The organism is Curtobacterium sp. WHRI 8282 (assembly GCF_040223925.2).
Lineage (GTDB): Bacteria > Actinomycetota > Actinomycetes > Actinomycetales > Microbacteriaceae > Curtobacterium > Curtobacterium flaccumfaciens.
This window is the reverse complement of record NZ_JBEHCD020000003.1, coordinates 339,022-359,603: the sequence shown is the minus strand read 5'-3', so window position 1 is coordinate 359,603 and position 20,582 is coordinate 339,022. Positions and strand designations below refer to the sequence as shown.

Below are 20,582 nucleotides of genomic sequence, written 5' to 3'. Positions count from 1 at the left end.
GATCGCGACCGAGGGGCACTCGACGATGACCTACTTCCTGCGCAAGATCGGTTTCTACGTCGTCGCACTGTGGGCGGCCCTGACGCTGAACTTCATCATCCCCAGGCTCCTGCCCGGCAACCCGGTGGACATCCTGCTCGCCAAGCTCCAGCAGCGCGGCGGGCAGGTGACCCCGGCGACCCGGGAGGCGTACGAGCTGCTCCTCGGTGGCGATTCCTCGGAGCCGCTCATCTCCCAGTACGGCCACTACCTGGTCAACGTGTTCCGCGGTGACCTCGGCGTGTCCGTCAGCTACTTCCCGGCACCCGTCACCGAGGTGATCGGCAGTTCGCTGCCGTGGACCATCGCCCTGGTCGGGATCGCCACCATCGTGGCCGCGATCATCGGCGTCGGCCTCGGGGCCTTCGTCGGGTGGCGGCCCGGCACCTGGCTCGACTCGTTCGTGCCGGCCACCACCCTGCTCGCCGCGGTGCCGTACTTCTGGCTCGCGCTGATCCTGGTGTACTTCTTCGCCACCGGACTCCACCTGTTCCCGGCGCAGGGCGGCTACGACGTCATCCTGACGCCCGGGTTCAACTGGGACTTCATCGTCTCGGCGGTGCAGTACGGGGTGCTGCCGGCGGTGACGATCGTGCTCGCATCGCTCGGCGGCTGGCTGCTCGGCATGCGCAACATGATGGTGTCGACGCTGTCCGAGGACTACATCACCACCGCGCAGGCGAAGGGCCTGTCCGACGGCAAGATCCTGCGGAACTACGCCGCCCGGAACGCCGTGCTGCCGTCCGTCGCCGGGTTCGCGATCTCCCTCGGGTTCATCGTGTCCGGCTCCGTCGTCACCGAGCAGGTGTTCTCGTACCCGGGCATCGGGTCGAAGCTGCTGTCCGCCGTGACGAACAACGACTACGCGCTCATGCAGGGCATCTTCCTGTTCATCACCCTGGCGGTCCTCGGCGCGAACCTCGTCGTCGACCTGCTGTACGGACTGATCGACCCGCGCACGCGGGCCCGGAGCTAGGGGAGGAGACGACCATGACCAACATCCAGCAGGAGACCGAGCCCACCATCGGCGCGCTGACCGAGGAGGCCGACAGCACCACGTCGATCGCCACCCGGCGCGCGTCGAAGGGCGGCATCCGCAGGTTCTTGCCCACCCTCACCCCGTGGCTCGTCACGGGCATCGCGCTCGTCGCCGGCGTCACGCTGTTCGGGGTGATCGGGCCGCTGCTCGTCGGCGACCCCACCACCATCCGCGACACCGGGCTGCAGGGACCGAGCGGCTCGAACGTCCTCGGCACCACCCAGACCGGTCAGGACGTCCTGGCGCAGCTCGCCTTCGCCACCCGGGGCAGCCTGCAGATCGGGCTCATCGTCGGCGTCCTCGCCACGGTGCTGTCCGCGTTCTTCGGCATCCTCGGCGCCTACCTGGGCGGGATCATGGACGAGGCGTTCTCGCTGTTCTCGAACGTGTTCCTCGTCATCCCCGGCCTGCCGCTCGTCATCGTCATCTCCGGCCTGGTGCCGCGTGAGGCCCGCGGGCTGTGGACCATCGCGGTCGTCCTGGCGATCACGTCGTGGGCCGGGTCCGCCCGGGTGCTGCGGGCGCAGACGATGTCGATCCGCAACCGCGACTACGTGTCCGCCGCCCGGGTCGCAGGCGAACGGCCCTGGCGGGTCATCGCCGTCGAGATCCTGCCGAACCTGCTGCCGGTGCTCGCGTCGCAGTTCGTGTTCGCGGTGATCGCCGCGATCCTCGGGGAGGCGGGGCTGTCGTTCCTCGGGCTCGGGGCGTCGAACTCCTCGACGCTCGGCACCATGCTCTTCTACGCCCAGAACGGCTTCGCGCTGGCGAACGGCGCCTGGTGGTGGTTCGTGCCGCCGGGCCTGCTCATCGCCCTGCTCGGCATGGGCCTGTCGCTGGTGAACTTCTCGATCGACGAGGTCATCAACCCGCGACTCGCGAACGTGCGTGCGCAGCGACGGCGCGACCGTCGTGCGAAGCGTGCGGCCCGCTCGGGAGGCCCGGCCCGCGTCGCCACCGCCGGTCACGACACGAAGGGGGTCGCCCGATGAGCGCCACCGACACCGCACGACCGGTCACCTCCGACGTCACGGGCGACGGCCGCCGGCCGGCCGTGCTGACGATCGACCACCTCGACGTGGTCTACGAGACCGAGCACCCCGTGCACGCCGTCAAGGACGTCTCGCTCACCCTGGCGCCCGGCGAGATCCTCGGGCTCGCGGGGGAGTCGGGCTGCGGCAAGACGACGCTGGCGTACGCCATCACCCGGCTGCACCGGCCGCCGGCGAAGGTCACGTCGGGCAGCATCACGTTCCACGACCGCGACGGCACCGACGTCGACCTGCTCGGCCTGCCGCACGAGCAGCTCCGGGCCGTGCGGTGGTCGAAACTGTCGATGGTGTTCCAGGGGGCGATGAACGCGCTCAACCCGGTCACCACGATCCGCGCCCAGCTCGACGACGCCCTGGTCGAACACCGCAAGGGCCTGCCCCGCAAGGAACGACGGGCGATCGCCGAAGACGCCCTGCGCCGCGTCGGCGTCGACCCGTCCCGCATCACCGCGTACCCGCACGAACTGTCGGGCGGCATGCGGCAGCGCGTCATGATCGCGATGGCGATGCTGCTCGAACCGCAGATCATGATCATGGACGAGCCGACCACCGCGCTCGACGTCGTGGTGCAGCGGGAGATCCTGCGCGAGATCGTCCGACTGCGCGACGAGCTCGGGTTCGCCGTCGTGTTCATCACGCACGACCTGCCGCTGCTGCTCGAGATCAGCGACCGGATCGCGATCATGCTCCGCGGCGAGGTCGTCGAGTGCGACCGTGCCAGCGTGATCCAGCACGACCCGCAGCACCCGTACACGCGGAAGCTGCTGCAGTCGTTCCCGAGCCTGTCCGGAGCCCGCGGCGCGTTCATCCGCACCGGGGTCGAGGACGGCGCCGAACCCGAGACCGACACCCGGGCCGTCGTGGTCCAGGCAGCACAGGAGACGGACCGATGACCAGTGTGACCGTCAGCCACCTCGGCAAGGACTTCCACACCCGCAAGGGCCTGAAGCGCACCACCCTGCGGGCCGTCGACGACGTGTCGTTCGACCTGCTGCCCGGCCGGACCGTCGCGCTCGTGGGGGAGTCCGGCTCGGGCAAGTCCACCATCGCGCGGATGCTCGCCAAGCTCGAGACCAGGACGCGTGGCTCGATCGACGTGCGGCTCGAGGACGGCACCCCCGTCGAGGGCAGCATGTACCGGCGGCACGTGCAGATGGTGTTCCAGGACCCGTTCGCCTCGCTCAACCCGTTCCACTCGATCGAGCACCACATCGCCCGGCCGCTGCAGCTGCACCACCGGGCCCGCGGCGCCGACGAGACCGCCGACAAGGTACGGGAACTGCTCGGCCGGGTGAACCTCGACGAGGACTTCGCGTCGCGGCGGCCGCACGAGCTCTCCGGCGGGCAGCGGCAGCGCGTCGCCATCGCCCGTGCACTCGCCCCGGGCGCGCAGGTGCTCATCGCCGACGAACCCGTGTCGATGCTCGACGTCTCGATCCGCCTGAGCGTGCTCAACCTGCTCGGCCGGCTGCAGCGCGAGGACGAGCTCGCCGTGCTCTACATCACGCACGACCTGGCGACCGCGCGGCACTTCTCCGACGAGATCCTCGTGCTCTACCGAGGCCGGGTCGTCGAGCGGGGTCCGTCGGACGCGGTCATCCTCGACCCGCACCACGACTACACCCGGCTGCTCGCCGAGGCCGCCCCCGACCCGGAGCGCACCGAGCGCCGGATCACCGCGGGGCCGCCGCTCGACCGGACGAAGATCGACAACACCACCTGCTACGACCACACGGTCGGGGACTGGGTGTCGAGCGAGCCCGCACCGGTCGGGGCGCGATGAGCAACGGGCCGACGTTCGTCGACTGGGTCACCGACGGGTTCGCGGCACGGTTCCGCGTCGGTGCGGACCAGCCCGCGGCGCTCGTGTCGTTCGTGCCGACCGGCGGAGCGTCGGCCGGCAGAGCGCTCGCCGACGGGCCGGACGACCCGCAGCCGCTCGTCGAGCTGACGACGATCGGGCACGGGCGGTTCCCGGGCGGGTTCCGGCACGTGGACTCCACCATCGGGGCGCGACTGCGCCCCGTGTCGCACCACGTGCACGACGACGGGACCGACCTGTGGTTCCGGATCGTGCAGGCGGACGCGGCCACGGGCCTCCAGGCCGAGTCGGTGTTCCGGGCGCGCGCCGGCGTGCCCGCGTTCCAGACGTGGACCGAGGTGTCTGCCGAGCACGGCGAGCACGTCGTCGACTTCGTCTCGTCGTTCGCGACCGGGGCGTTCCTGACCGACTCGGGCGCCACCGTCGACGAGCTCGCCCTCGTGCACGCCGACAACGACTGGGCAGCGGAGAGCCGTTGGCGGACCGATCCGCTGCGGTCGATCGGGCTTGCGCGCATCGACCGGGAGGCCCAGCACCACCCGCCCCGCAGCCGCGCCGTCGTGCAGAACCGCGGCTCGTGGTCGACGGGCGAGGCGCTGCCGATCGGGGTGCTGCGGGCGGAGGACGCTGTGTCGCTTCCGTACGCGCTCGTCTGGCAGGTCGAGCACAACGGGCCGTGGCTGTACGAGCTCGGGGAGACCCGGCGGCACGCGTACCTGCTGGTGAGTGGCCCCACCGACCAGGAACACCAGTGGACCACCGTCGTCACGCCCGAGCAGCCGTTCACCTCGGTGCCGGTGTCCGTCGGGATCGCCGGGTCGATCGACGACGCCTTCGGGGTGCTCACCCGGCAGCGTCGGGCGTTCCGGCACGTGCGGGAGGCCGACCGCGCCCTGCCCCTGGTGTTCAACGACTACATGAACACGCTCATGGGCGACCCGACCACCGAGAAGCTCCTGCCGCTCATCGACGCGGCCGCCGACGCCGGAGCGGACCTGTTCTGCATCGACGCCGGCTGGTACGCCGAGGGGCACTGGTGGGACACCGTCGGAGCGTGGGAGGAAGCGGCGTCGCGGTTCCCGACGGGGCTCGGGGCCGTCATCGACCACATCCGTGCGCGCGGCATGCAGGCTGGCCTCTGGCTCGAACCCGAGGTCATCGGCATCCACTCGCCGCTGGCTTCGACCCTGCCGCCGGCCGCGTTCGTCGAGCACCACGGGGTCCGGGTCGCGGAGCACGGGCGGCACCTGCTCAAGCTGCGCTCGCCGGAGGCCCGCGCGCACCTCGACGCGGTGGTCGACCGGCTCGTCGGGGAGCTCGGGGTGACGTTCTTCAAGATGGACAACAACACCATGACGGGGCCGTTCGCCGGGATGCTCGACCACCAGCGGGCGCTGCTCGACTGGCTCGACGCGGTGCAGGAGCGGTACCCGGCGCTGCTCATCGAGAACTGCGCCTCGGGAGCGATGCGCGCCGACTGGGCCGTGTTGTCCCGCCTGCACATGCAGTCGACGTCGGACCAGCAGGACCCGGTGTTGTCCGCCACGATCGCCGCCGCCGCTCCCGCCGCGATGCTGCCCGAGCAGGCGGGGAACTGGGCGTACCCGGCGCCGACGATGGACCCGGAGCTGTTCACGCTGTCGCTCGTGAACGGGGTGCTCGGGCGGATGTACCTGTCCGGGTACCTCAACGAGATGACGTCGTCGCAGCGCGCGGTGGTCGGTGACGCCATCGCGGCACACCGGCAGGTCCTCGACGTCGTCGAGGGGTCCGTCCCGGTCTGGCCCCTCGGGCTGCCCGCCTGGGAGGACCCGTGGGTCGCACTCGGCCTGCACACCGCCTCGGGCGACCTGTACCTGTCGGTGTGGTCGCTACCCGGTGCGTCGGCGTCGGCGTCGGTGTCGCTGTCGCTGCCGGCGTTCGCCGGGCAGGCGGTGGTCGTCGAGTCGCTGTTCCCGACGGCACTCGGGTCGTGGTCCGTGGCGTGGGACGCCGCTTCGGGCTCGCTCGAGGTCGTGAACGGCGGGTCGACCCCCACAGCGCGGGTGCTCCGCGTCCGGTCGCAGGAGGCGGACGCGGAGGCCTGAGCGGGCGCGCGTCGCGATGGCAGGGCGCGCGCCGGAGCGGACGGGAGGCACGGTGCGGGCAGGCACCGTGCCTCCCGTTTCGTCGGTGGTCGCGTCCACGGCGCGGGGCACGCGGGTTCGTGTCCGCGCGGTGACGGTTCCGGTTCAGGATCCTCGGGGATCGTGAACCAGAACCGTCAGGAGCGCTGCAGGACGGGGTCTCCGGTCACACCTGCTCCTCGTCGTCGGGGCGTCGCGGAGCGCGGAGGCGCAGGGTGGCGCCGAGGCCGATGACCAGGAAGCCGGCCGCGGAGAACGCGGCGGCGCGGGTGCCGTCGGAGAACGCGTCGGCGGCGTCGGCACGGGTGGCCCCGTCGAGGCCGGAGATGGCTCCGCCGGAGGACTGCACCACGGCGTCGGCGATCTTCGTCGCGGTGGCGGCCGGGGTGCCCGCGTCCTGCAGGCGGTGCTCCAGGATGCTGCCGGTCGAGGTGAACAGGACGGTGCCGAGGACGGCGATGCCGAGCGCCGAGCCGATCTGGCGCGCGGTGCTCTGGGCCCCGGACGCCTCACCGCTGCGTTCGACCGGGACGTCCTGCAGTACGACACCGGTGAGCTGGGCCGTCGCGAGCCCGACGCCGAACCCGTAGACGAACAGGCACGGCACGATCGCCCACCACGGCGTCGACGACGTCACGACGAACCCGATCGCGGCGACCCCGACGATCTCGGCGCCGATGCCCATCCGGACGATCGGCAGTGCTCCGACGCGTTGCCCGACCGTGGCGGCGAACCCACTCGCGACGAACGAACCGATCGCCAGTGCGAGCAGCACGAAGCCGGTCTGCAGGGCGGAGTACCCGAGCACGTTCTGCAGCCAGAGCGGCAGCGACAGGATGATGCCGAACTCGCCGAGCGACACGATGAGCGCTGCGACGGAACCGTTCCGGAACGAGCCGATGCGGAACAGGTCGAGTGCGATCAGGGTCGAGCGTCCGGCTCGTTGACGGCGCAGGGAACGGACCACGAAGGCGACTCCGGCGAGGACGGCCACGACGAACGCGACGGGGATCGGGGAGATCGGGCCGTCCCACGACCACGAGCCGATGGTGAGCGACGTCGACGACGGGGTCCACCAGCCGTAGGTGCGGCCCTCGATGAGCCCGAACACCAGGGCGGCACTCGCGATCACGGACAGCAGCGCTCCGACGAGGTCGATGCGGCCGGTGTGCCGGGCTTCTCGCGACTCCCGTACGGCGACGGCGAGCCCGACGAGGATGACCGCGACGATCGGGACGTTGATGCCGAAGGCCCACCGCCACGAGAAGTCCGTCGTCAGCCAGCCGCCGAGCAGGGGGCCGACCGCGACCATGCCGCCGATCGTCGAGCCCCACACGGCGAAGGCGATGCCACGCTCCCGGCCGGTGAACGTCGCGTTGAGGATCGAGAGCGTGGTGGGGAGGACCATCGCGCCGCCGATGCCCTGCAGCACGCGGGACACGACGAGGAGCTCACCGGTCGGCGAGAGCGCGGCGAGCACCGACGCCACCGCGAACACGATGACGCCGGTGGTGAGCAGGCGTCGGCGGCCGAACCGGTCGGCCACGGACCCGAAGACGAGCAGCAGGGCGGCGAACACGAGCGTGTAGCTCTCCTGCACCCACTGCACCAGGGTCGAGCCGATGTCGAGGTCGGCGACGATGCTCGGGATCGCGACGTTGACGATCGTGGAGTCGACGATGATGAGCGCCACGGCGAGGCTGATCACGACCAGGCCGAGCCAGCGACGACGGTCCGGCGTGGTGGGTGGTGCTGCGGCGGGAGCGCTCATTCCGGTGGTTCCTCTCAGATGATCAGCATGCTGACGACCTGACGGTACACCCGCTTCCGGTGACGGGCGGACCGGGGACTCGCGGCAGGAGCTGGAGCTCCATCGCCCGGGTCACCGCGCGGGTGCGGTCGTTCACGCCGAGCTTCTCGAAGACGTGGCCGAGGTGCGTCTTCACCGTGGCATCACTGAGGAACAGCGCGCGGCCGATCGCCGGGTTGCTGTTGCCCCGTGCGGTGGCCCGGACGCCGGCGAGGATCTCGGACTCGGGGGCGGCCTTGAGCAGGTAGCCGGTGGCGCCGGCCTCCATGGCGGCGAGGATCTGGTCGTCGGACTCGTACGTGGTCAGGATCAGGACGATGCCGCCTTCCGATCGACCGTGCAATGGAGGACATCGGCCTTGCAAGACGGGGAGGCACGTGAACGCGGACGGTGTCCTCTGGATGATCCCGGGGACGACCAGCGGTGAGCGACAGAAACTCGCCCGCGCGCGCCGGACTCGTTATCGTGGACGGGCATCACGACAGGGGGAGCAGAACGTGACTGATGGTTGGCGAATCGACCCGGGACCCGCGCGCGGCGCCATCGACAACGCGGAAGGGCAGACCCAGGAGTTCCCGACCCTCGAGACGGACCTCGTGTCGGCCTTGAGCGACGCCCTCGCGGCGCTCGGCGGACACGGGCCCTCGACCGCGGCGAAGCTCGCGTCGATCCAGTCGAACCCGTTCGAGATCGACCTGCTCGCCGCGCAGCAGCACATCGAGCGGGCGATCAGTGCCACGCGACAAGCGATCGGCGCCTACGAGGCCGGCGACGAGCAGATGGCGGCGACCTACGAGAACGGTATCCCGCAGTGATCTCCACGAGCGACCTGCAGGAACTGCCCGACCCTGCTGCACTCGAATCGGCGGCCACAGCGCTCGGTACCTTCGGATCACACGTCGTCGCGCGGGTCGAGGCGGTGTCGACCGAGTGGAAGGGACTCGCCGCCGCCGACGTCTACCAGACGCCCGAACGTGACATCGTGCTCGACGCGATGAACAACCCTGCACTCATCGCCGAGATGATCAAGCAGAACGCGGACTTCGCGGCGACGGCGTTGCAGACCTACGCGTCGACCGTGTCCGGACTGGAGACCCGACGGGCCTCGATCCTCACGGACATCGCCGATGCCAACGAGGCGGAGCGGCAAGCGGCGCAGCAGCCCGATTCGAACAGCGCGGAACCCACACCGTCCCCGACCCCCGGCCCTGATCCCGCGACGTCGTCGAGTCACGTCCGAGAGCTCATCGCGACCTTCAACGCGAACGCGCAGCAGGCCGACCAGGACTGCGCCGACGCACTCGGTCGGCTCGAGAAGTACAGCAAGACCGCCGTGCAGTCCTTCGTCGAAGTCGTCGGCGGATCCGGTGTCGTCGGCACCGGTGTCGGTGTCGGATCGTCGGTCGCGGAGGGCGCGCTCGAGCGGTGGCGGCGCATCCACATCGTGCCGGAATCGTCGATCAACGTGCAGCTGACGATCCCCATGTGGGACGAGATGGAGAACGGCGTCAAGTACTGGAAGACGCCGAGCGGTGTGCTTTCGCCGCATCCTCCGACGCCGCCCGAACTCCGGCTCACCGGACCGACGTCGAGTCACAGCACGTTCGTCACCGATCCCGAGGTGTCGCGCGGTGCGCTCCCGACCTGGGCGAAGCACCTCGGGAAAGCGCTCGGCATCGGTGGCGCCGCGCTCACCCTCTACTCCGCCGGCCAGGAGCAGTGGGTCGAGGACGAGGAAGAACACCCGGAGTGGTCGACCTCACAGCGCATCGAGAGCAGCCTCGAGAACGTCGTCATCGTCGGCGGGCCCTCGGTCATCCTCGGAACCATCGGAGCGTCCGTCGGCGCATCGGTCGGTGCCGCTGCCGGTGCGGCAGTGGGAGCGGGCGGGGGCACGGTCGTCCTGCCGGTCATCGGGACGATCGGTGTGGGCGCACTCGGTGGAGCCGTCGGCGGGGTCGTCGGCGGTGCTGCCGGAGGTTGGGCGGGCGGCGAAGCAGGCGAAGCACTCGGCACCTGGGGCAAGGAGAACTTCTACGATGGGTCCGAAGCCCAGCGATGGGTGCGAGACACGTGGAAGAAGGTGTTCGGATGACCCCGCTCGGGTTCGTCGTCGTGCTGTTCGCCATCGGGCTCCTCTTCGGCGGCCTCGGAGCGCTGGCCTACGCCGGCGTCTGGCGTTCGTGGATCGGTCGGCTCCACCAGAACGTCGTCTTCGGGTGGTTCTGGTTGGGACTCGCAGTGCTGTCGATGGGACTCGCGGCGAGCTTCATCCGAACGCCGGTCTTCGGGTTCTCCTTCGTGTTCGCGATTGCCGCAGCCGTGACCGGTGCGCTCGGCCTGTGGATCCTGCTGTCCGGCGTGCCGCGACGGCTTCAGCCCCGCTGGTACCGCGTGGAGCGTGAACGGTGAGCGCCCCGACCGAAGTCGGGCCGCTGAGCCTGCCATCGCCGTCGAACTGGGAACGGATCGAGTCGTCCGACAACGTCGTCGTCCTCGCCGCGCCCGAGGTCCCCGATGCGAGGTTCCGCCCCAACATCGTGCTGACCACGGCGCTCGCCGAGGCGCCACTGCACGTGGTGTCGTCGAACGCGATCGCGTCGATCCTCGCGCTGCAGCCTCGCGCACAGGTGTTCGCGGTCGAACCGAACGACCTCGACGACGTGCTCGGCGTGCCGTCCCGGACCGTCGAGTGGGGCTACGAAGCGGAGCACACCACGGTGCTGGTGCGCCAGTGGATCGCCGTGATCGGTCGACACCAGGTGCACGTCACCGGCAGCTGTGCGGTCGAGGAGTTCATCGACTTCGTCCCGTTCTTCCGGAGTGTGCTGGCAGCGGCATCGATCGCCGACACCGGGGCGGACGACGACCCCTCGACCGGACGCATCGACCACTCCGACGTCCCCGACGACAACCCGTCGGCGTCGCCACGGATCGATCCGGGCGCATCGGGCCGGATCGGCGCGACACTCGAAGCCCTCGACGGTGTCGTCCTCGCCCAGCCCCGCCCGGTGGGCCGCTGGATGCTCAGCGACGAAGCGCTCCAGCACCTGTGGTCGCTACGGGGCCGGGGCATCATCTCGCGCGGGAAGCGCCGGTCGCCCGAGGGCGTCGAACTCGCCGAGGCAGGTCTCACCGGCGCGCTCGGTGCGCTCGTCGGCGACGGGCAGCGGATCGCGAACCTGCTCGAACGACCCGGCTACCGGTACGGAGCCGCGGCGGACCACGCTGGTCGCTCGGTCGAGTGGAGCATGTGGCTCGGCGGCGACACCGCGCTGGTGCGCGCACGAGGCAACGTCGCCGACCTGGTCGACGACCGGCTGCGTGACGACACCATCGCGCAGTACGACGTGGTGCCCGCGGGCCGCGCCGTCGGGCACCTGCTCGCCTGGGCGCGGGTATCGCCGGCCTGGGCGATCGCCAGCGACGACGAACTCGTCCTCCCGGCGGAGGTCGTCGACGCACGGATCGCGTCAGTCGGGATGCCCGACGGTGCCGCCCCGATCTCCGGGTTCGTGGCAGATCGCCTGTGGCGTGAGCCCGTCTGGATCCGCCTCCGTCTGTGGGGAGACCGGACGCCGTACGGGCTGGACGTCATCGCTGCCGGTGCTGCTGGATGGTTCCGCCGCGACGTGCTGGACGACGGACGGGTGCGGCTGGAGCCGATGCCGTCCGGGTCCGTCCTCCGATCCGTGCTGGCGGTCTTCCGCGCGCCGGACGGGTCGAAGGCTCAGTAGTCCGGGCGGATCCTCGCCGTTCGAACTCAGCTTCGTCAAGAGCGAATAGATCGACGAGGTGTCAGCGGAGCAGACTGAGCTCCATCGCCCGGGTCACCGCGCGGGTGCGGTCGTTCACGCCGAGCTTCTCGAAGACGTGGCCGAGGTGCGTCTTCACCGTGGCCTCGCTGAGGAACAGCGCGCGGCCGATCGCCGGGTTGCTGTTGCCCTGGGCGACGAGGCGCAGGACGTCGAGCTCGCGCGGGGTCAGCGAAGGGCCGGCCGCGGCGGGGAGCGTGCCCGTCGCTCGGCGGACGAGCGCTGCGGCCGCGGAGGGCGCGAGTGCGGTCTCGCCCCGTGCGGTCGCCCGGACGCCGGCGAGGATCTCGGACTCGGGGGCGGCCTTGAGCAGGTAGCCGGTGGCGCCGGCCTCGATGGCCGCGAGGATCTGGTCGTCGGACTCGTACGTGGTCAGGATCAGGACGCGGACGCCGGGGGCGGCGGCGAGGATCTCCGCCGTCGCCGCATCGCCGTCGAGCACGGGCATCCGGAGGTCCATGAGCACGACGTCGGGGCGTTCGGCCAGCGCCACCGTCACCGCGGCGCGGCCGTCGCTGGCCTGGCCGACGACCTCGACGTCGTCGGCGTCCTGCAGCAGGGCCACGATGCCCGACCGGACGATCGGGTGGTCGTCGGCGACCACGACGCGGATCACCGGGTCACCTCCGCCACGGGGTGACGATCGACGGCCGGGAGGCTCGGCTCGGGTCCGGTGGGCAGGCTCGCGTCGACGACGGTGCCGCCGCCAGGGCTGCTCGTGATCGTGCAGGCACCGCCGGAGAGCGCCAACCGTTCGTGGAGGCCCCGGAGACCGTGCCCGGCCGTCGGGACGCCGGTGTCGAAGCCGACGCCGTCGTCGGTCACACGGACGCCGACGCGTTCGGGCGCGTGCTGCAGGACGATGCGGACGGAGCCGGCATCGGCGTGCGCACGGATGTTCGCGAGGGACTCCTGGACGACCCGGAGCAGCACGACCTGGGCGTCGCGGTCGAGCGGGCCGTCGGTCGCGTCCACGGCGACGGGCGTGCCGGTCTCGCGGGTGTAGCGCTCCGCCAGACGGTGCAGGGCCCCGGCCAGGCTGCCGCTCGTGGCACCGGCGACCCCGGCGGCGATGAGGGCGCGGGAATCCTCGAGGGCGGCACGCGCGGACTCTTCGAGGACCATCAGTCGTTCGTCGAGCGCGGCACCGCGGTCGTTCGCCAGGTCCTTGCGGGCACGTTCGGTGAGCATGACGATGCCGGCGAGGTTCTGCGCCACGGTGTCGTGGATCTCGCGAGCCAGGCGCTCCCGTTCGCTCGCGACGCCCGCGCTGCGGTGGGCATCGGCGAGGGACTGCTGGGTGGCGCGGAGTTCGTCGAGGAGCTGGCGGCGCTCCTCGGACAGGCCGGCGACGCTCGAGATCCACACGCCCATCGCACAGGCACCGATGACGCTGATGCCCTCGATGAGCAGCGTGCTGACGAGGGCGTCCTGGCCGCCGGAGACCTGCAGGCCGATGCCGCTCGCGACGCCGACCGCGACCGAGAGCAGGACGGCGGTGCGGACCCGTTCGGACTGCACCCAGACGAGCGGGAACGCGATGCACTGCACGAACGCGGTGCTCGGCACGATGGCGGGCAGCACCAGGGCGGCGACGAGGACCAGCGGCAGGAAGGCCGCGGCGGCACGGGCGCTGTCGTAGCCGCGGTGGCCGAACACGGCGTAGGCGACGACGAGCACCACGACCGCGGTGTAGGCCGGCCAGCGGATCGACCACGGGGACCACCCGAACACGGTGATCACGGCGGTGAGGAGCATCGTGGCCGCGAAGAAGACGTGCAGCCACCGGTTGCGCATCCACGTCTCACCGCTCATGTGCCCAGCATCCCACCAGCGGGGCGCCATCAGGCGTCCTTGCGGTTCCACCGGAACGTCAGCAGGCAGGCCACCGTGCCCAGGACCAGCCACGCTGCCAACACGAGGGCGCCGAGGCCGAGGTGCCACGCGCCTCCCGGCTCACCCGACTCGAACGCACCGGGCAGGAAGACGGACCGCATGCCGGACGCCATCCAGCGCAGGGGGAAGACGGACGCGACGTCCTGCAACCAGGTGGGGAGCTGCGTGAAGGGCAGGTAGACGCCGGAGACGAACTGCAGCACCAGGACGATCGGGACGATGGTGGCGGTGGCGCGCCGGCCCTCGCGGGGGAGCGCCGAGACCGCGATGCCGAGGACGCAGCTGGTGGCGATGCCGAGGACCATCACCCCGGCGAAGACACCCCAGTTGCTCGCGTCGGTCGGCAGGTCGACGCCGAACACCAGGCTCGCGATCGCCAGCAGTAGGGCCGTCTGAACGAGCGTGGTGACGAGGACCATGCCGATCTTGCCGACGAAGTACGACAGGACGGGCAGCGGTGTGCCGCCGAGGCGCTTCAACGTGCCGTCGCTGCGCTCGGTGGCGATGTCGACGCCGAGCGACTGCGTGCCGGAGAGCAGGATGCCCGTCGCCACCAGGCCGGGCAGGTAGTAGGTGGCGTAGTCGACGCTGACGTCCGGACCGGCCTGGATGTCAGCGGCGCCGGAGAACGCCACCGAGAACAGCGCCAGCATGATGATCGGGAACAGGAAGGTGAAGAAGACCGCGTCGGGAGCGCGGAAGTAGGTGCGGATCTCGTACGAGATGCGGCTGGTCGCTGTCTTCACTGCTGGCCCACCATGTCGAGGTAGACGTCCTCGAGGGACGGACGGATGACTTCGAGGTCGTGCATGGGCGAGGTGCTGCTGCGGATGAGCGCCGTCGGGTCGGTCGTGCGCTCGTCGTGGTGTCCGCCGTCGTCGTCCCGCCAGCGGACCCGGGGCGTGCGGGCCTCGGCGCCGCCGATCTCGTCGATGGGGGCGAGGTCGAGGAGCTTCCCGTCGGCGATGACCGCCGCCCGGTCGGCGAGCTGGGCGGCTTCGTCGAGGTAGTGCGTGGTGAGCAGGATCGTCGTGCCCTCGTGCTGCACCCGGCGCAGGAGGTCCCAGAACTGCCGGCGGGCCTCGGGGTCGAAGCCCGTGGTCGGTTCGTCGAGGAACAGGACCTCCGGGCGACCGATGATGCCGAGGGCGACATCGACGCGGCGGCGCTGGCCACCCGACAAGCGGCTGATGCGGGCGTTGCGCTGCGTCTCGAGCCCCGTCGCGGTGAGGAGCTCCTCGACGCTGCGGTGCTTCGGGTACAGCGTCGCGAAGTGGTTCAGCTGCTCGGCGACGGTGACGTTCGGGGACTCCGCGCTGGTCTGCAGGACGATGCCGATGCGTGCGTTGTGGCTGCGGCTCGTCCGTGCCGGGTCGTGACCGAGGACGCGGACCTCTCCGGCGGTGCGGGAGCGGTACCCCTCGAGGATCTCGACCGTCGTGGACTTGCCGGCACCGTTGGGGCCGAGGAGCGCGAAGGTCTCGCCCCGGTCGATCGTGAAGGAGACGTCGTCCACGGCACGTTTGCCGGTGGCGTACTGCTTGCCGAGGTGCTGGACCTCGATGGCGGGGGACTCGGGCATGGGTCCAGCTTCGCCGCCGGGTCGCCGTGGGGGATCGACCGGGGCGGTGGTGTCGGCATCGTCCGATCGGGGGATGGTGCCGGCGGGGAAGGTGGTTCGGTTTCCGGCCGGTGACGGTTCTGGTTCGCGATCGTCGGGGATCGTGAACCGGAACCGTCACGACTTCAGTACTGCGGGCGGATCCAGTCCGTCGGTGGCACGAAGCGGGCGCGGGGCAGGACCTCGTCGGGCTCCGCGGTCCGCACGCTCGTGATGATCGTGGCCTCGCCGTGCTCGTACGAACGGCGAGCGATGCCGTCGCGCTCGTCGATCACCAGTGTCGAGCGGGACGCCGGGTCCTCGTGGTGCTCGAACGTCAGCAGGATCGAGTGCTCGCCGATGTGCTGGATCAAGATCGGGTGGACGTCGTCCGTGGCGCGACCCCACCGGAGCATCAGATCGGGCGCTGCCATCCGGACGACGGGGGACGAGACCATGCCCCGGGCGAACGACACGTCGATCGGGCCGTCGTCGGGCTCGTGCAGCACGCCGTCGCGGTAGGAGACCGGCTTGGCACGCTGTCGGACCAAGGTCCAGGTCTGCGCGGGCTCGTCGATGTCGACACGGAACTGCCAGAACTTCTGCCGGGACTCCTGGTGGATGCCCTCGAGGACGTACCGTGCGGGTCGGCGGAGGGCGGCGAGCTCCTCGGCGATCGCGGGACCGTCGGACCGGGTGAGGAGTTCGTCGAAACGCACCGTGCCAGCATGGCGCACCGGGTGCCGTGGACCACACCCCGTGACGGGCTGGAGGCGCGGGGCGGGGTGGTGCGACATGACCGTGCCCGCCGATCGTGGTGATCGGCGGGCACGGTCGGGCAGAGGAATCAGCCGATGCTCGGGCTCGCGGTCATCCCGACATCGCCCGTGTGGGCGAATCCGTCGGTGCCCGCGGTTCCGACCCACGTCCACAGTGAGCCGGTGTTGGCCTGCACGGCGACGGCGACGTCACCGCCGACGGTGTCGACGGCCGGGCTGGTGCCGACCTTCATGCCGACACCCGCGGTGTGTGCGAAGCCGGCGTCACCGGGCGCACCGCGCCAGGTCCACAGGTCGCCGGTGTTCGCCTGCGCCGCAACGGCGAGCTGGGAACCGACGAGGGTGATGGACGGGTTCGTGCCCGCCTTCATGCCCAGCGCGGTCTCCTTCGCGAGACCCGCAGTGCGCGGCGTCCCGCTCCACACCCAGAGCTTGCCGGTGTTCGCCTGCGCCGCGACCGCGATGGTCGAGCCGTTGACGCGCGTGACCGAGGGGCTCGTGCCGTCCTTCATGCCGAGACCGGTGTCGGCTGCGGTGCCCTTCTGGGCTGCGGTGCCGTACCAGGTCAGCAGCTTGCCGCTGTTCGCCTGGAACGCCACGGAAACGCCGCTGCCGACCGTCGTGATCGACGGGTTCGTGCCGGCCTTCATGCCGTAGCCGGTGGACATCGCCGTCCCGGCCGACCCGGGCGTCCCCGTCCAGGTCCAGAGCTCGCCGGTGTTGGCCTGGAACGCGACCGCGTACTGGCCCCCACCGAGTGAAGCGATCGCCGGGCTCGTGCCGAGCTTCATGCCGACGTTCGCCGAACCCGCGGTCCCCGTCTGCCCGGCCTTCCCTCGCCACGTGATCAGCGAGCCGTCCGGGGCCGCGAACGCGGCAGCGGAATCGGTGCCGGTCGAGGCGATGGCGGGCGACGTGCCCTCCTGCACGGCTCGCCCTGAGTTCGCGGCGAAGCCCTCACTGCCCGCCTCGCCGGTCCACGTCCACAGCGTGCCGGTGTTCGCTCGGACAGCGACGTGCGACTGGACGATCGTGCCCGGGAAGTTCGGGAACGACCACGGGATCGGTGTGCCCTGGCTGACGGAGCGACCGCAGGTGAAGTAGTCGTTCAGTCCGGTCTGACTCGTTCCGTCACGCTTCACCTCGAAGTGCAGGTGGTTGCCGGTCGAGTTGCCAGTGGTCCCCACCGAACCGATCCGCTCGCCCTTCGTGACGGTCTCCCCGACCGAGACGAGCGGGCTGCCGTTGATCATGTGTCCGTAGAGCGTCTGGTAGCCCGCGCCGTGGTCGATCACCACGTAGGTTCCGTAGCCGGTCGTAGCCGAGCTGTTGATGACCGTGCGGACCGTACCGGCCGCGCCCGCGACGATCGACGAACCACCCGAAGCGGCGATGTCGATGCCCGAGTGCGGCGTGCCATCGCAATGGGCCCCCACGTACCCCGTCACCGTTCCGGACGCCGGCACGATGACATCCCCCGTTGCTGCCTGCGCTGGTCCCACAGCGATCAGGCTCAATCCGGCTGCCAGGGCAACCGTCGCCGACAAGGCGAGAATCTTTTTCATGTGTTTCCCCTCAACGACCGCCGACGGTGGCGGCCGTTGGAACTCTGTCAGGGAGTAGAACACCATTTCCACCCCCCGAACGGGCCATGCGGTCTTCGGCGCGTTCGTCTCGCCGGGTCCCGTCCATCGGCCGAGCTAAGCCGACGGGGCGGGCTGGTGCCGGGCCTCCAGGCCGTGGGGTGGTCGCGTCAGGTTGCGTCAAGCAACGTGCGCGTAGACCGGGACCATGCAGGTCGTCGGAGTCGAACAGTTCGGAGGGCCCGAGGCCCTCGCCGTCCACGAGGTGTCGGAGCCGCACGCCGGTGCGGGGTCCGTGCGGATCCGGGTGCAGGCGTTCGCCGTGAACCCGACCGACACGGGGGTGCGTGCCGGGCAGCGGGACAGCTCGCAGGCCTCGCCGCCGTACGTGCCGGGGATGGACGCCGCCGGCGTCATCGACGAGGTCGGGCCCGACGTCACCGGCTGGCAGGTCGGCGACGAGGTCATGGCGATGGCGCTGCCGCTCAGCGCCCACGGTGGCGCCTACGTGCAGGAGCTCGTCGCGCCGGTGGGGTCGTTCGCGCGGATCCCTCGCGGGACGTCGATCGAGGCTGCGGCGACCGTGCCCATGAACGGGCTGACGGCGTTGCAGATCCTGTCGCACGCCTCGCTCGCGCCGGGGCAGACGCTCGCCGTGACCGGGGCCGCTGGGCTGCTCGGGAACTACGTGGTGCAGCTGGCGAAGGCCGCCGGGCTGACCGTGATCGCGGATGCTGCTCCGGCCGACGAAGCCCTGGTCCGGTCGCTCGGGCCGGACCACGTGGTGCCACGGGGTGCTTCCTTCGCCTCCGCTGTCCGGGAGCTCGTGCCGGACGGGGTCGACGCGCTCGCCGATGCTGCCGTGCAGCGGGACGAGGTGGTGGACGCCGTTCGCGACGGGGGAGTCTTCTTCGACGTGCGGGGGTGGCAGGGCAATGGGGCTCGGGGGATCGAGTTCGTGCAGGTGATGGTGTTCTCGGAGTACCGGTCGTTCGACAAGCTCGAGCAGCTGCGGCACGCGGTGGAGAGTGGGACGTTGACGCCGCGGATGGCTGAGGTGCTGCCGGCTGCTCGGGCTGTGGAGGCTCATGAGCGGCTGGAGGCCGGGGGGACGCGGGGGCGGTTCGTGCTGACCTGGTGAGTTAATGACGCGGTGATGGACGGGAGGCGCGGTGCCGGTTGGTGCCGTGCCTTTCGTCGTTCGGTGGCTGCGCAGCTCTAGGGCTGTGCTAGTTCGCACACCACCGCTGCCTCTTCGCCGCTACAGAAACCGCTTGCCGCTCCCGAGATACGCAGATTGGGTTCGAGCCCGGACACACGATCAAGTCCAGCACCCGGACTAAATGGAATGCGGGCTCCGCGGGGCGTCGAGGTCCAACCGAGGGGTGAGCCATGATCTTGGTGCGTCTGCGTCTGCGTCTGCGCCATGTGCCCTTGCAGCGTGGCGGACTACTCACTGAGGATCGAGCTTGTTACGATTCGAGGAACTACAAGGGGTGTGGAATGAGTGCCGATCTTCGAGCCGACCAAATTACGCAAGCACTTGCGGCGTATCAGGACCTAGCGCCTGGAGCCGCTGACACGGACCGAATCCCATTCAGAAGCTCTTCACGTATTCTGCCAGTGATCGAGCTTCCGGTTGGCATCCCAGTTCTGAACACCGATAGCTTCCGAATAGCGCCTCTGCTCGAAGACCACCCCTCTCGGGAGTCCATACTTGCGGATCCTGAAAGTGCAGAATCGCAGCAAATCGTTTCAGGTATGGTGCGGCGGGCGCATCGCCACGCAGACGACCTGAAGAACAGCCTGCGCGCTGAGGGTCAAGATACTGCTGGGCTGATTACCCGCTCAGGCAAGCTTATCAACGCGAACACACGCTGCGTCTTGTTGCGTGAGCTTTTCGACGAAGGGGTCACAAGCGCAAGTACGATACGAGTTGCTGTACTCCCGCCTGACACGACGAATGGCGAAGAGCTTGGACTCGAGAGTGTTTTGCAGCAACAGCAAGAGCATAAGGATGAGTATAACCTTGTGAGCAAGCTGATGATGATCAATAAGCTGCACTCCGAGGGAGGAATGTCGGATAGGGCAATCGCAACGTCCTTGCGAGAGACAAAAGGAGCGAAGCGCATCAAAGAGCTGCGGGAAGTGCTCGCGCTCATGCATCGAGCCCGTGCACTGACAGCGCCTGCTCAGCCCATCACCTCCTTCGTGTCGGAGAAGAGTCAGCAGCAAAACTGGCTAGAGTTGCTGCGGGACGTCAATGAAATCGAGAAAAGCGTCGGCCGCTCGGAGGCGGATGAGCATATTCGCGGCTGGCTGCTGGCGTACTACAACGGTGAAAGCTCAGTGCACATCCTTCGTTCCGCACGCGATCAGTGGGTCATGCGGGATGTCCTACCGGAGCTCAAGGATGGAGACGAGATTGGCAAAGCGATTGCAGCGGATTCGTCTCTCTGGGCGCAGAGCGAGCCGGACCAATCTGGGCAATTGCCGGTCGGAGTCGATCTCTTGGCCGAGGATTCGGAGGTCAAACCTTCAACACGAAGTGTCACAGAGCGTCTGCTCGATTTGACGGTGACTTCGCTGGATCGGAAGGATGAAAAGGTCCTCGTGAATGGACGTGAGCTCGAGCCACAGGAAGTCGCAGCAGTGGTTAAAGCGGCGGTGAGGGTTGGGCTTGACTCCTCTAGTCGTCGAACCGCGGGGCAGAATCGCATGGCGCGCCCGAAAACACTCGTTGAGCAAGCCGCAAAAAATCTCCGGTCTGCGCTTCAAGTCCTTGCCGATGTGGATGGCGACGTCGAATTTGCTTCGTACCGTAGCTCCCTGGAGTCGTCTCTCGAAGGCATTACGACTGATCTGGAGAGACTCCGCTCCCGACTTGAAACGGAAGGGGGCGAAGCGTGAACCGTATCCACGCCGCGGTGAGCGGTAGTCCGCCCGTCGTCTCACTAATCCGCGAAGGCGTTTCAGATGCCATCTGGTACGAGGTAAGCTTGATTTTCAATGGCCTCAAGG

The 20,582-nt window shown here is 69.6% G+C and carries 18 protein-coding genes and 1 pseudogene; 11 read left to right on the top strand and 8 right to left on the bottom strand.

Annotation, left to right across the window (positions count from 1 at the left end; translation table 11 throughout):
• Positions 1–25: 25 nt before the first annotated feature.
• From ABRP24_RS12610 to ABRP24_RS12590, 5 genes are read left to right on the top strand one after another with little or no spacing between them, the layout of a single operon-like run.
• A complete protein-coding gene (locus ABRP24_RS12610; protein WP_071247140.1) occupies positions 26–1,015 on the top strand; it encodes an ABC transporter permease in 990 nt (329 codons plus the stop codon).
• 14 nt (positions 1,016–1,029) lie between these two features.
• On the top strand, positions 1,030–2,070 hold the full coding sequence (locus ABRP24_RS12605) for an ABC transporter permease (protein ID WP_111023919.1): 1,041 nt from the start codon (positions 1,030–1,032) through the stop codon (positions 2,068–2,070).
• Positions 2,067–3,023 carry an ABC transporter ATP-binding protein gene (locus ABRP24_RS12600; protein ID WP_111055606.1) on the top strand — a complete coding sequence of 319 codons (957 nt, stop codon included), beginning with the start codon at positions 2,067–2,069 and terminating at the stop codon, positions 3,021–3,023. Before ABRP24_RS12605 ends, ABRP24_RS12600 begins: the two co-directional genes overlap by 4 nt.
• Positions 3,020–3,913 (top strand): ABC transporter ATP-binding protein, encoded by an 894-nt coding sequence (locus tag ABRP24_RS12595; RefSeq protein WP_111023915.1) that lies wholly within the window; start codon positions 3,020–3,022, stop codon positions 3,911–3,913. Before ABRP24_RS12600 ends, ABRP24_RS12595 begins: the two co-directional genes overlap by 4 nt.
• Positions 3,910–6,039 (top strand): glycoside hydrolase family 36 protein, encoded by a 2,130-nt coding sequence (locus ABRP24_RS12590; RefSeq protein WP_349848534.1) that lies wholly within the window; start codon positions 3,910–3,912, stop codon positions 6,037–6,039. Before ABRP24_RS12595 ends, ABRP24_RS12590 begins: the two co-directional genes overlap by 4 nt.
• Positions 6,040–6,244: 205 nt before the next feature.
• On the opposite strand, the gene ABRP24_RS12585 is transcribed toward ABRP24_RS12590, so the two are convergent.
• Together ABRP24_RS12585 and ABRP24_RS12580 are read right to left on the bottom strand one after the other, a co-directional pair.
• Positions 6,245–7,849 (bottom strand): DHA2 family efflux MFS transporter permease subunit, encoded by a 1,605-nt coding sequence (locus ABRP24_RS12585; RefSeq protein WP_349848532.1) that lies wholly within the window; start codon positions 7,847–7,849, stop codon positions 6,245–6,247.
• A 22-nt stretch (positions 7,850–7,871) separates the two neighbouring features.
• A pseudogene (locus ABRP24_RS12580) lies at positions 7,872–8,204 on the bottom strand (DNA-binding response regulator); the annotation flags it as partial.
• A gap of 181 nt (positions 8,205–8,385) precedes the next feature.
• Here ABRP24_RS12580 and ABRP24_RS12575 point away from each other — a divergent pair.
• From ABRP24_RS12575 to ABRP24_RS12560, 4 genes are read left to right on the top strand one after another with little or no spacing between them, the layout of a single operon-like run.
• The gene (locus ABRP24_RS12575; RefSeq protein ID WP_027465158.1) at positions 8,386–8,703 is read left to right on the top strand and encodes a hypothetical protein; all 318 of its coding nucleotides are present in this window, start codon (positions 8,386–8,388) and stop codon (positions 8,701–8,703) included.
• Positions 8,700–9,983 (top strand): hypothetical protein, encoded by a 1,284-nt coding sequence (locus ABRP24_RS12570; protein ID WP_349848530.1) that lies wholly within the window; start codon positions 8,700–8,702, stop codon positions 9,981–9,983. Before ABRP24_RS12575 ends, ABRP24_RS12570 begins: the two co-directional genes overlap by 4 nt.
• A complete protein-coding gene (locus tag ABRP24_RS12565; protein ID WP_349848528.1) occupies positions 9,980–10,300 on the top strand; it encodes a hypothetical protein in 321 nt (106 codons plus the stop codon). Before ABRP24_RS12570 ends, ABRP24_RS12565 begins: the two co-directional genes overlap by 4 nt.
• Positions 10,297–11,625 (top strand): hypothetical protein, encoded by a 1,329-nt coding sequence (locus ABRP24_RS12560; RefSeq protein WP_349848526.1) that lies wholly within the window; start codon positions 10,297–10,299, stop codon positions 11,623–11,625. The genes ABRP24_RS12565 and ABRP24_RS12560 overlap by 4 nt, the downstream gene beginning before the upstream one ends.
• A gap of 61 nt (positions 11,626–11,686) precedes the next feature.
• Here the strand turns inward: ABRP24_RS12560 and ABRP24_RS12555 are convergent, their stop codons facing one another.
• The 6 genes from ABRP24_RS12555 to ABRP24_RS12530 form a co-directional block, all read right to left on the bottom strand.
• The gene (locus ABRP24_RS12555) at positions 11,687–12,319 is read right to left on the bottom strand and encodes a response regulator transcription factor (protein WP_349848524.1); all 633 of its coding nucleotides are present in this window, start codon (positions 12,317–12,319) and stop codon (positions 11,687–11,689) included.
• Positions 12,316–13,518, bottom strand: a complete 1,203-nt coding sequence (locus ABRP24_RS12550) for a sensor histidine kinase (RefSeq protein ID WP_349848522.1) — start codon at positions 13,516–13,518, stop codon at positions 12,316–12,318. The genes ABRP24_RS12555 and ABRP24_RS12550 overlap by 4 nt, the downstream gene beginning before the upstream one ends.
• A gap of 29 nt (positions 13,519–13,547) precedes the next feature.
• Positions 13,548–14,345 carry an ABC transporter permease gene (locus ABRP24_RS12545; RefSeq protein WP_349848520.1) on the bottom strand — a complete coding sequence of 266 codons (798 nt, stop codon included), beginning with the start codon at positions 14,343–14,345 and terminating at the stop codon, positions 13,548–13,550.
• The gene (locus ABRP24_RS12540; protein WP_349848518.1) at positions 14,342–15,181 is read right to left on the bottom strand and encodes an ABC transporter ATP-binding protein; all 840 of its coding nucleotides are present in this window, start codon (positions 15,179–15,181) and stop codon (positions 14,342–14,344) included. The genes ABRP24_RS12545 and ABRP24_RS12540 overlap by 4 nt, the downstream gene beginning before the upstream one ends.
• A gap of 164 nt (positions 15,182–15,345) precedes the next feature.
• Entirely contained in the window at positions 15,346–15,918 is a 573-nt protein-coding gene (locus ABRP24_RS12535) for a hypothetical protein (RefSeq protein WP_349848516.1), read from the bottom strand.
• 128 nt (positions 15,919–16,046) lie between these two features.
• Complete coding sequence (locus tag ABRP24_RS12530) at positions 16,047–17,414, bottom strand: M23 family metallopeptidase (protein ID WP_349848514.1); 1,368 nt, start codon at positions 17,412–17,414, stop codon at positions 16,047–16,049.
• A gap of 355 nt (positions 17,415–17,769) precedes the next feature.
• On the opposite strand from ABRP24_RS12530, the gene ABRP24_RS12525 reads away from it, so the two are divergent.
• The gene (locus ABRP24_RS12525) at positions 17,770–18,702 is read left to right on the top strand and encodes an NADP-dependent oxidoreductase (protein ID WP_349848512.1); all 933 of its coding nucleotides are present in this window, start codon (positions 17,770–17,772) and stop codon (positions 18,700–18,702) included.
• 482 nt (positions 18,703–19,184) lie between these two features.
• Positions 19,185–20,471, top strand: coding sequence for a hypothetical protein (locus ABRP24_RS12520; RefSeq protein WP_349848510.1), 1,287 nt, complete (start codon positions 19,185–19,187; stop codon positions 20,469–20,471).
• The last annotated feature ends 111 nt before the right edge of the window (positions 20,472–20,582 follow it).

What these genes read in the sequence shown, in the direction of transcription:
- ABRP24_RS12610 (WP_071247140.1), top strand. Translation starts at nt 26, where the DNA reads ATGACCTACTTCCTGCGCAAGATCGGTTTCTACGTCGTCGCACTGTGG.
- ABRP24_RS12605 (WP_111023919.1), top strand. Translation starts at nt 1,030, where the DNA reads ATGACCAACATCCAGCAGGAGACCGAGCCCACCATCGGCGCGCTGACC.
- ABRP24_RS12600 (WP_111055606.1), top strand. Translation starts at nt 2,067, where the DNA reads ATGAGCGCCACCGACACCGCACGACCGGTCACCTCCGACGTCACGGGC.
- ABRP24_RS12595 (WP_111023915.1), top strand. Translation starts at nt 3,020, where the DNA reads ATGACCAGTGTGACCGTCAGCCACCTCGGCAAGGACTTCCACACCCGC.
- ABRP24_RS12590 (WP_349848534.1), top strand. Translation starts at nt 3,910, where the DNA reads ATGAGCAACGGGCCGACGTTCGTCGACTGGGTCACCGACGGGTTCGCG.
- ABRP24_RS12585 (WP_349848532.1), bottom strand. Translation starts at nt 7,849, where the DNA reads ATGAGCGCTCCCGCCGCAGCACCACCCACCACGCCGGACCGTCGTCGC.
- ABRP24_RS12565 (WP_349848528.1), top strand. Translation starts at nt 9,980, where the DNA reads ATGACCCCGCTCGGGTTCGTCGTCGTGCTGTTCGCCATCGGGCTCCTC.
- ABRP24_RS12550 (WP_349848522.1), bottom strand. Translation starts at nt 13,518, where the DNA reads ATGAGCGGTGAGACGTGGATGCGCAACCGGTGGCTGCACGTCTTCTTC.
- ABRP24_RS12540 (WP_349848518.1), bottom strand. Translation starts at nt 15,181, where the DNA reads ATGCCCGAGTCCCCCGCCATCGAGGTCCAGCACCTCGGCAAGCAGTAC.
- ABRP24_RS12525 (WP_349848512.1), top strand. Translation starts at nt 17,770, where the DNA reads ATGCAGGTCGTCGGAGTCGAACAGTTCGGAGGGCCCGAGGCCCTCGCC.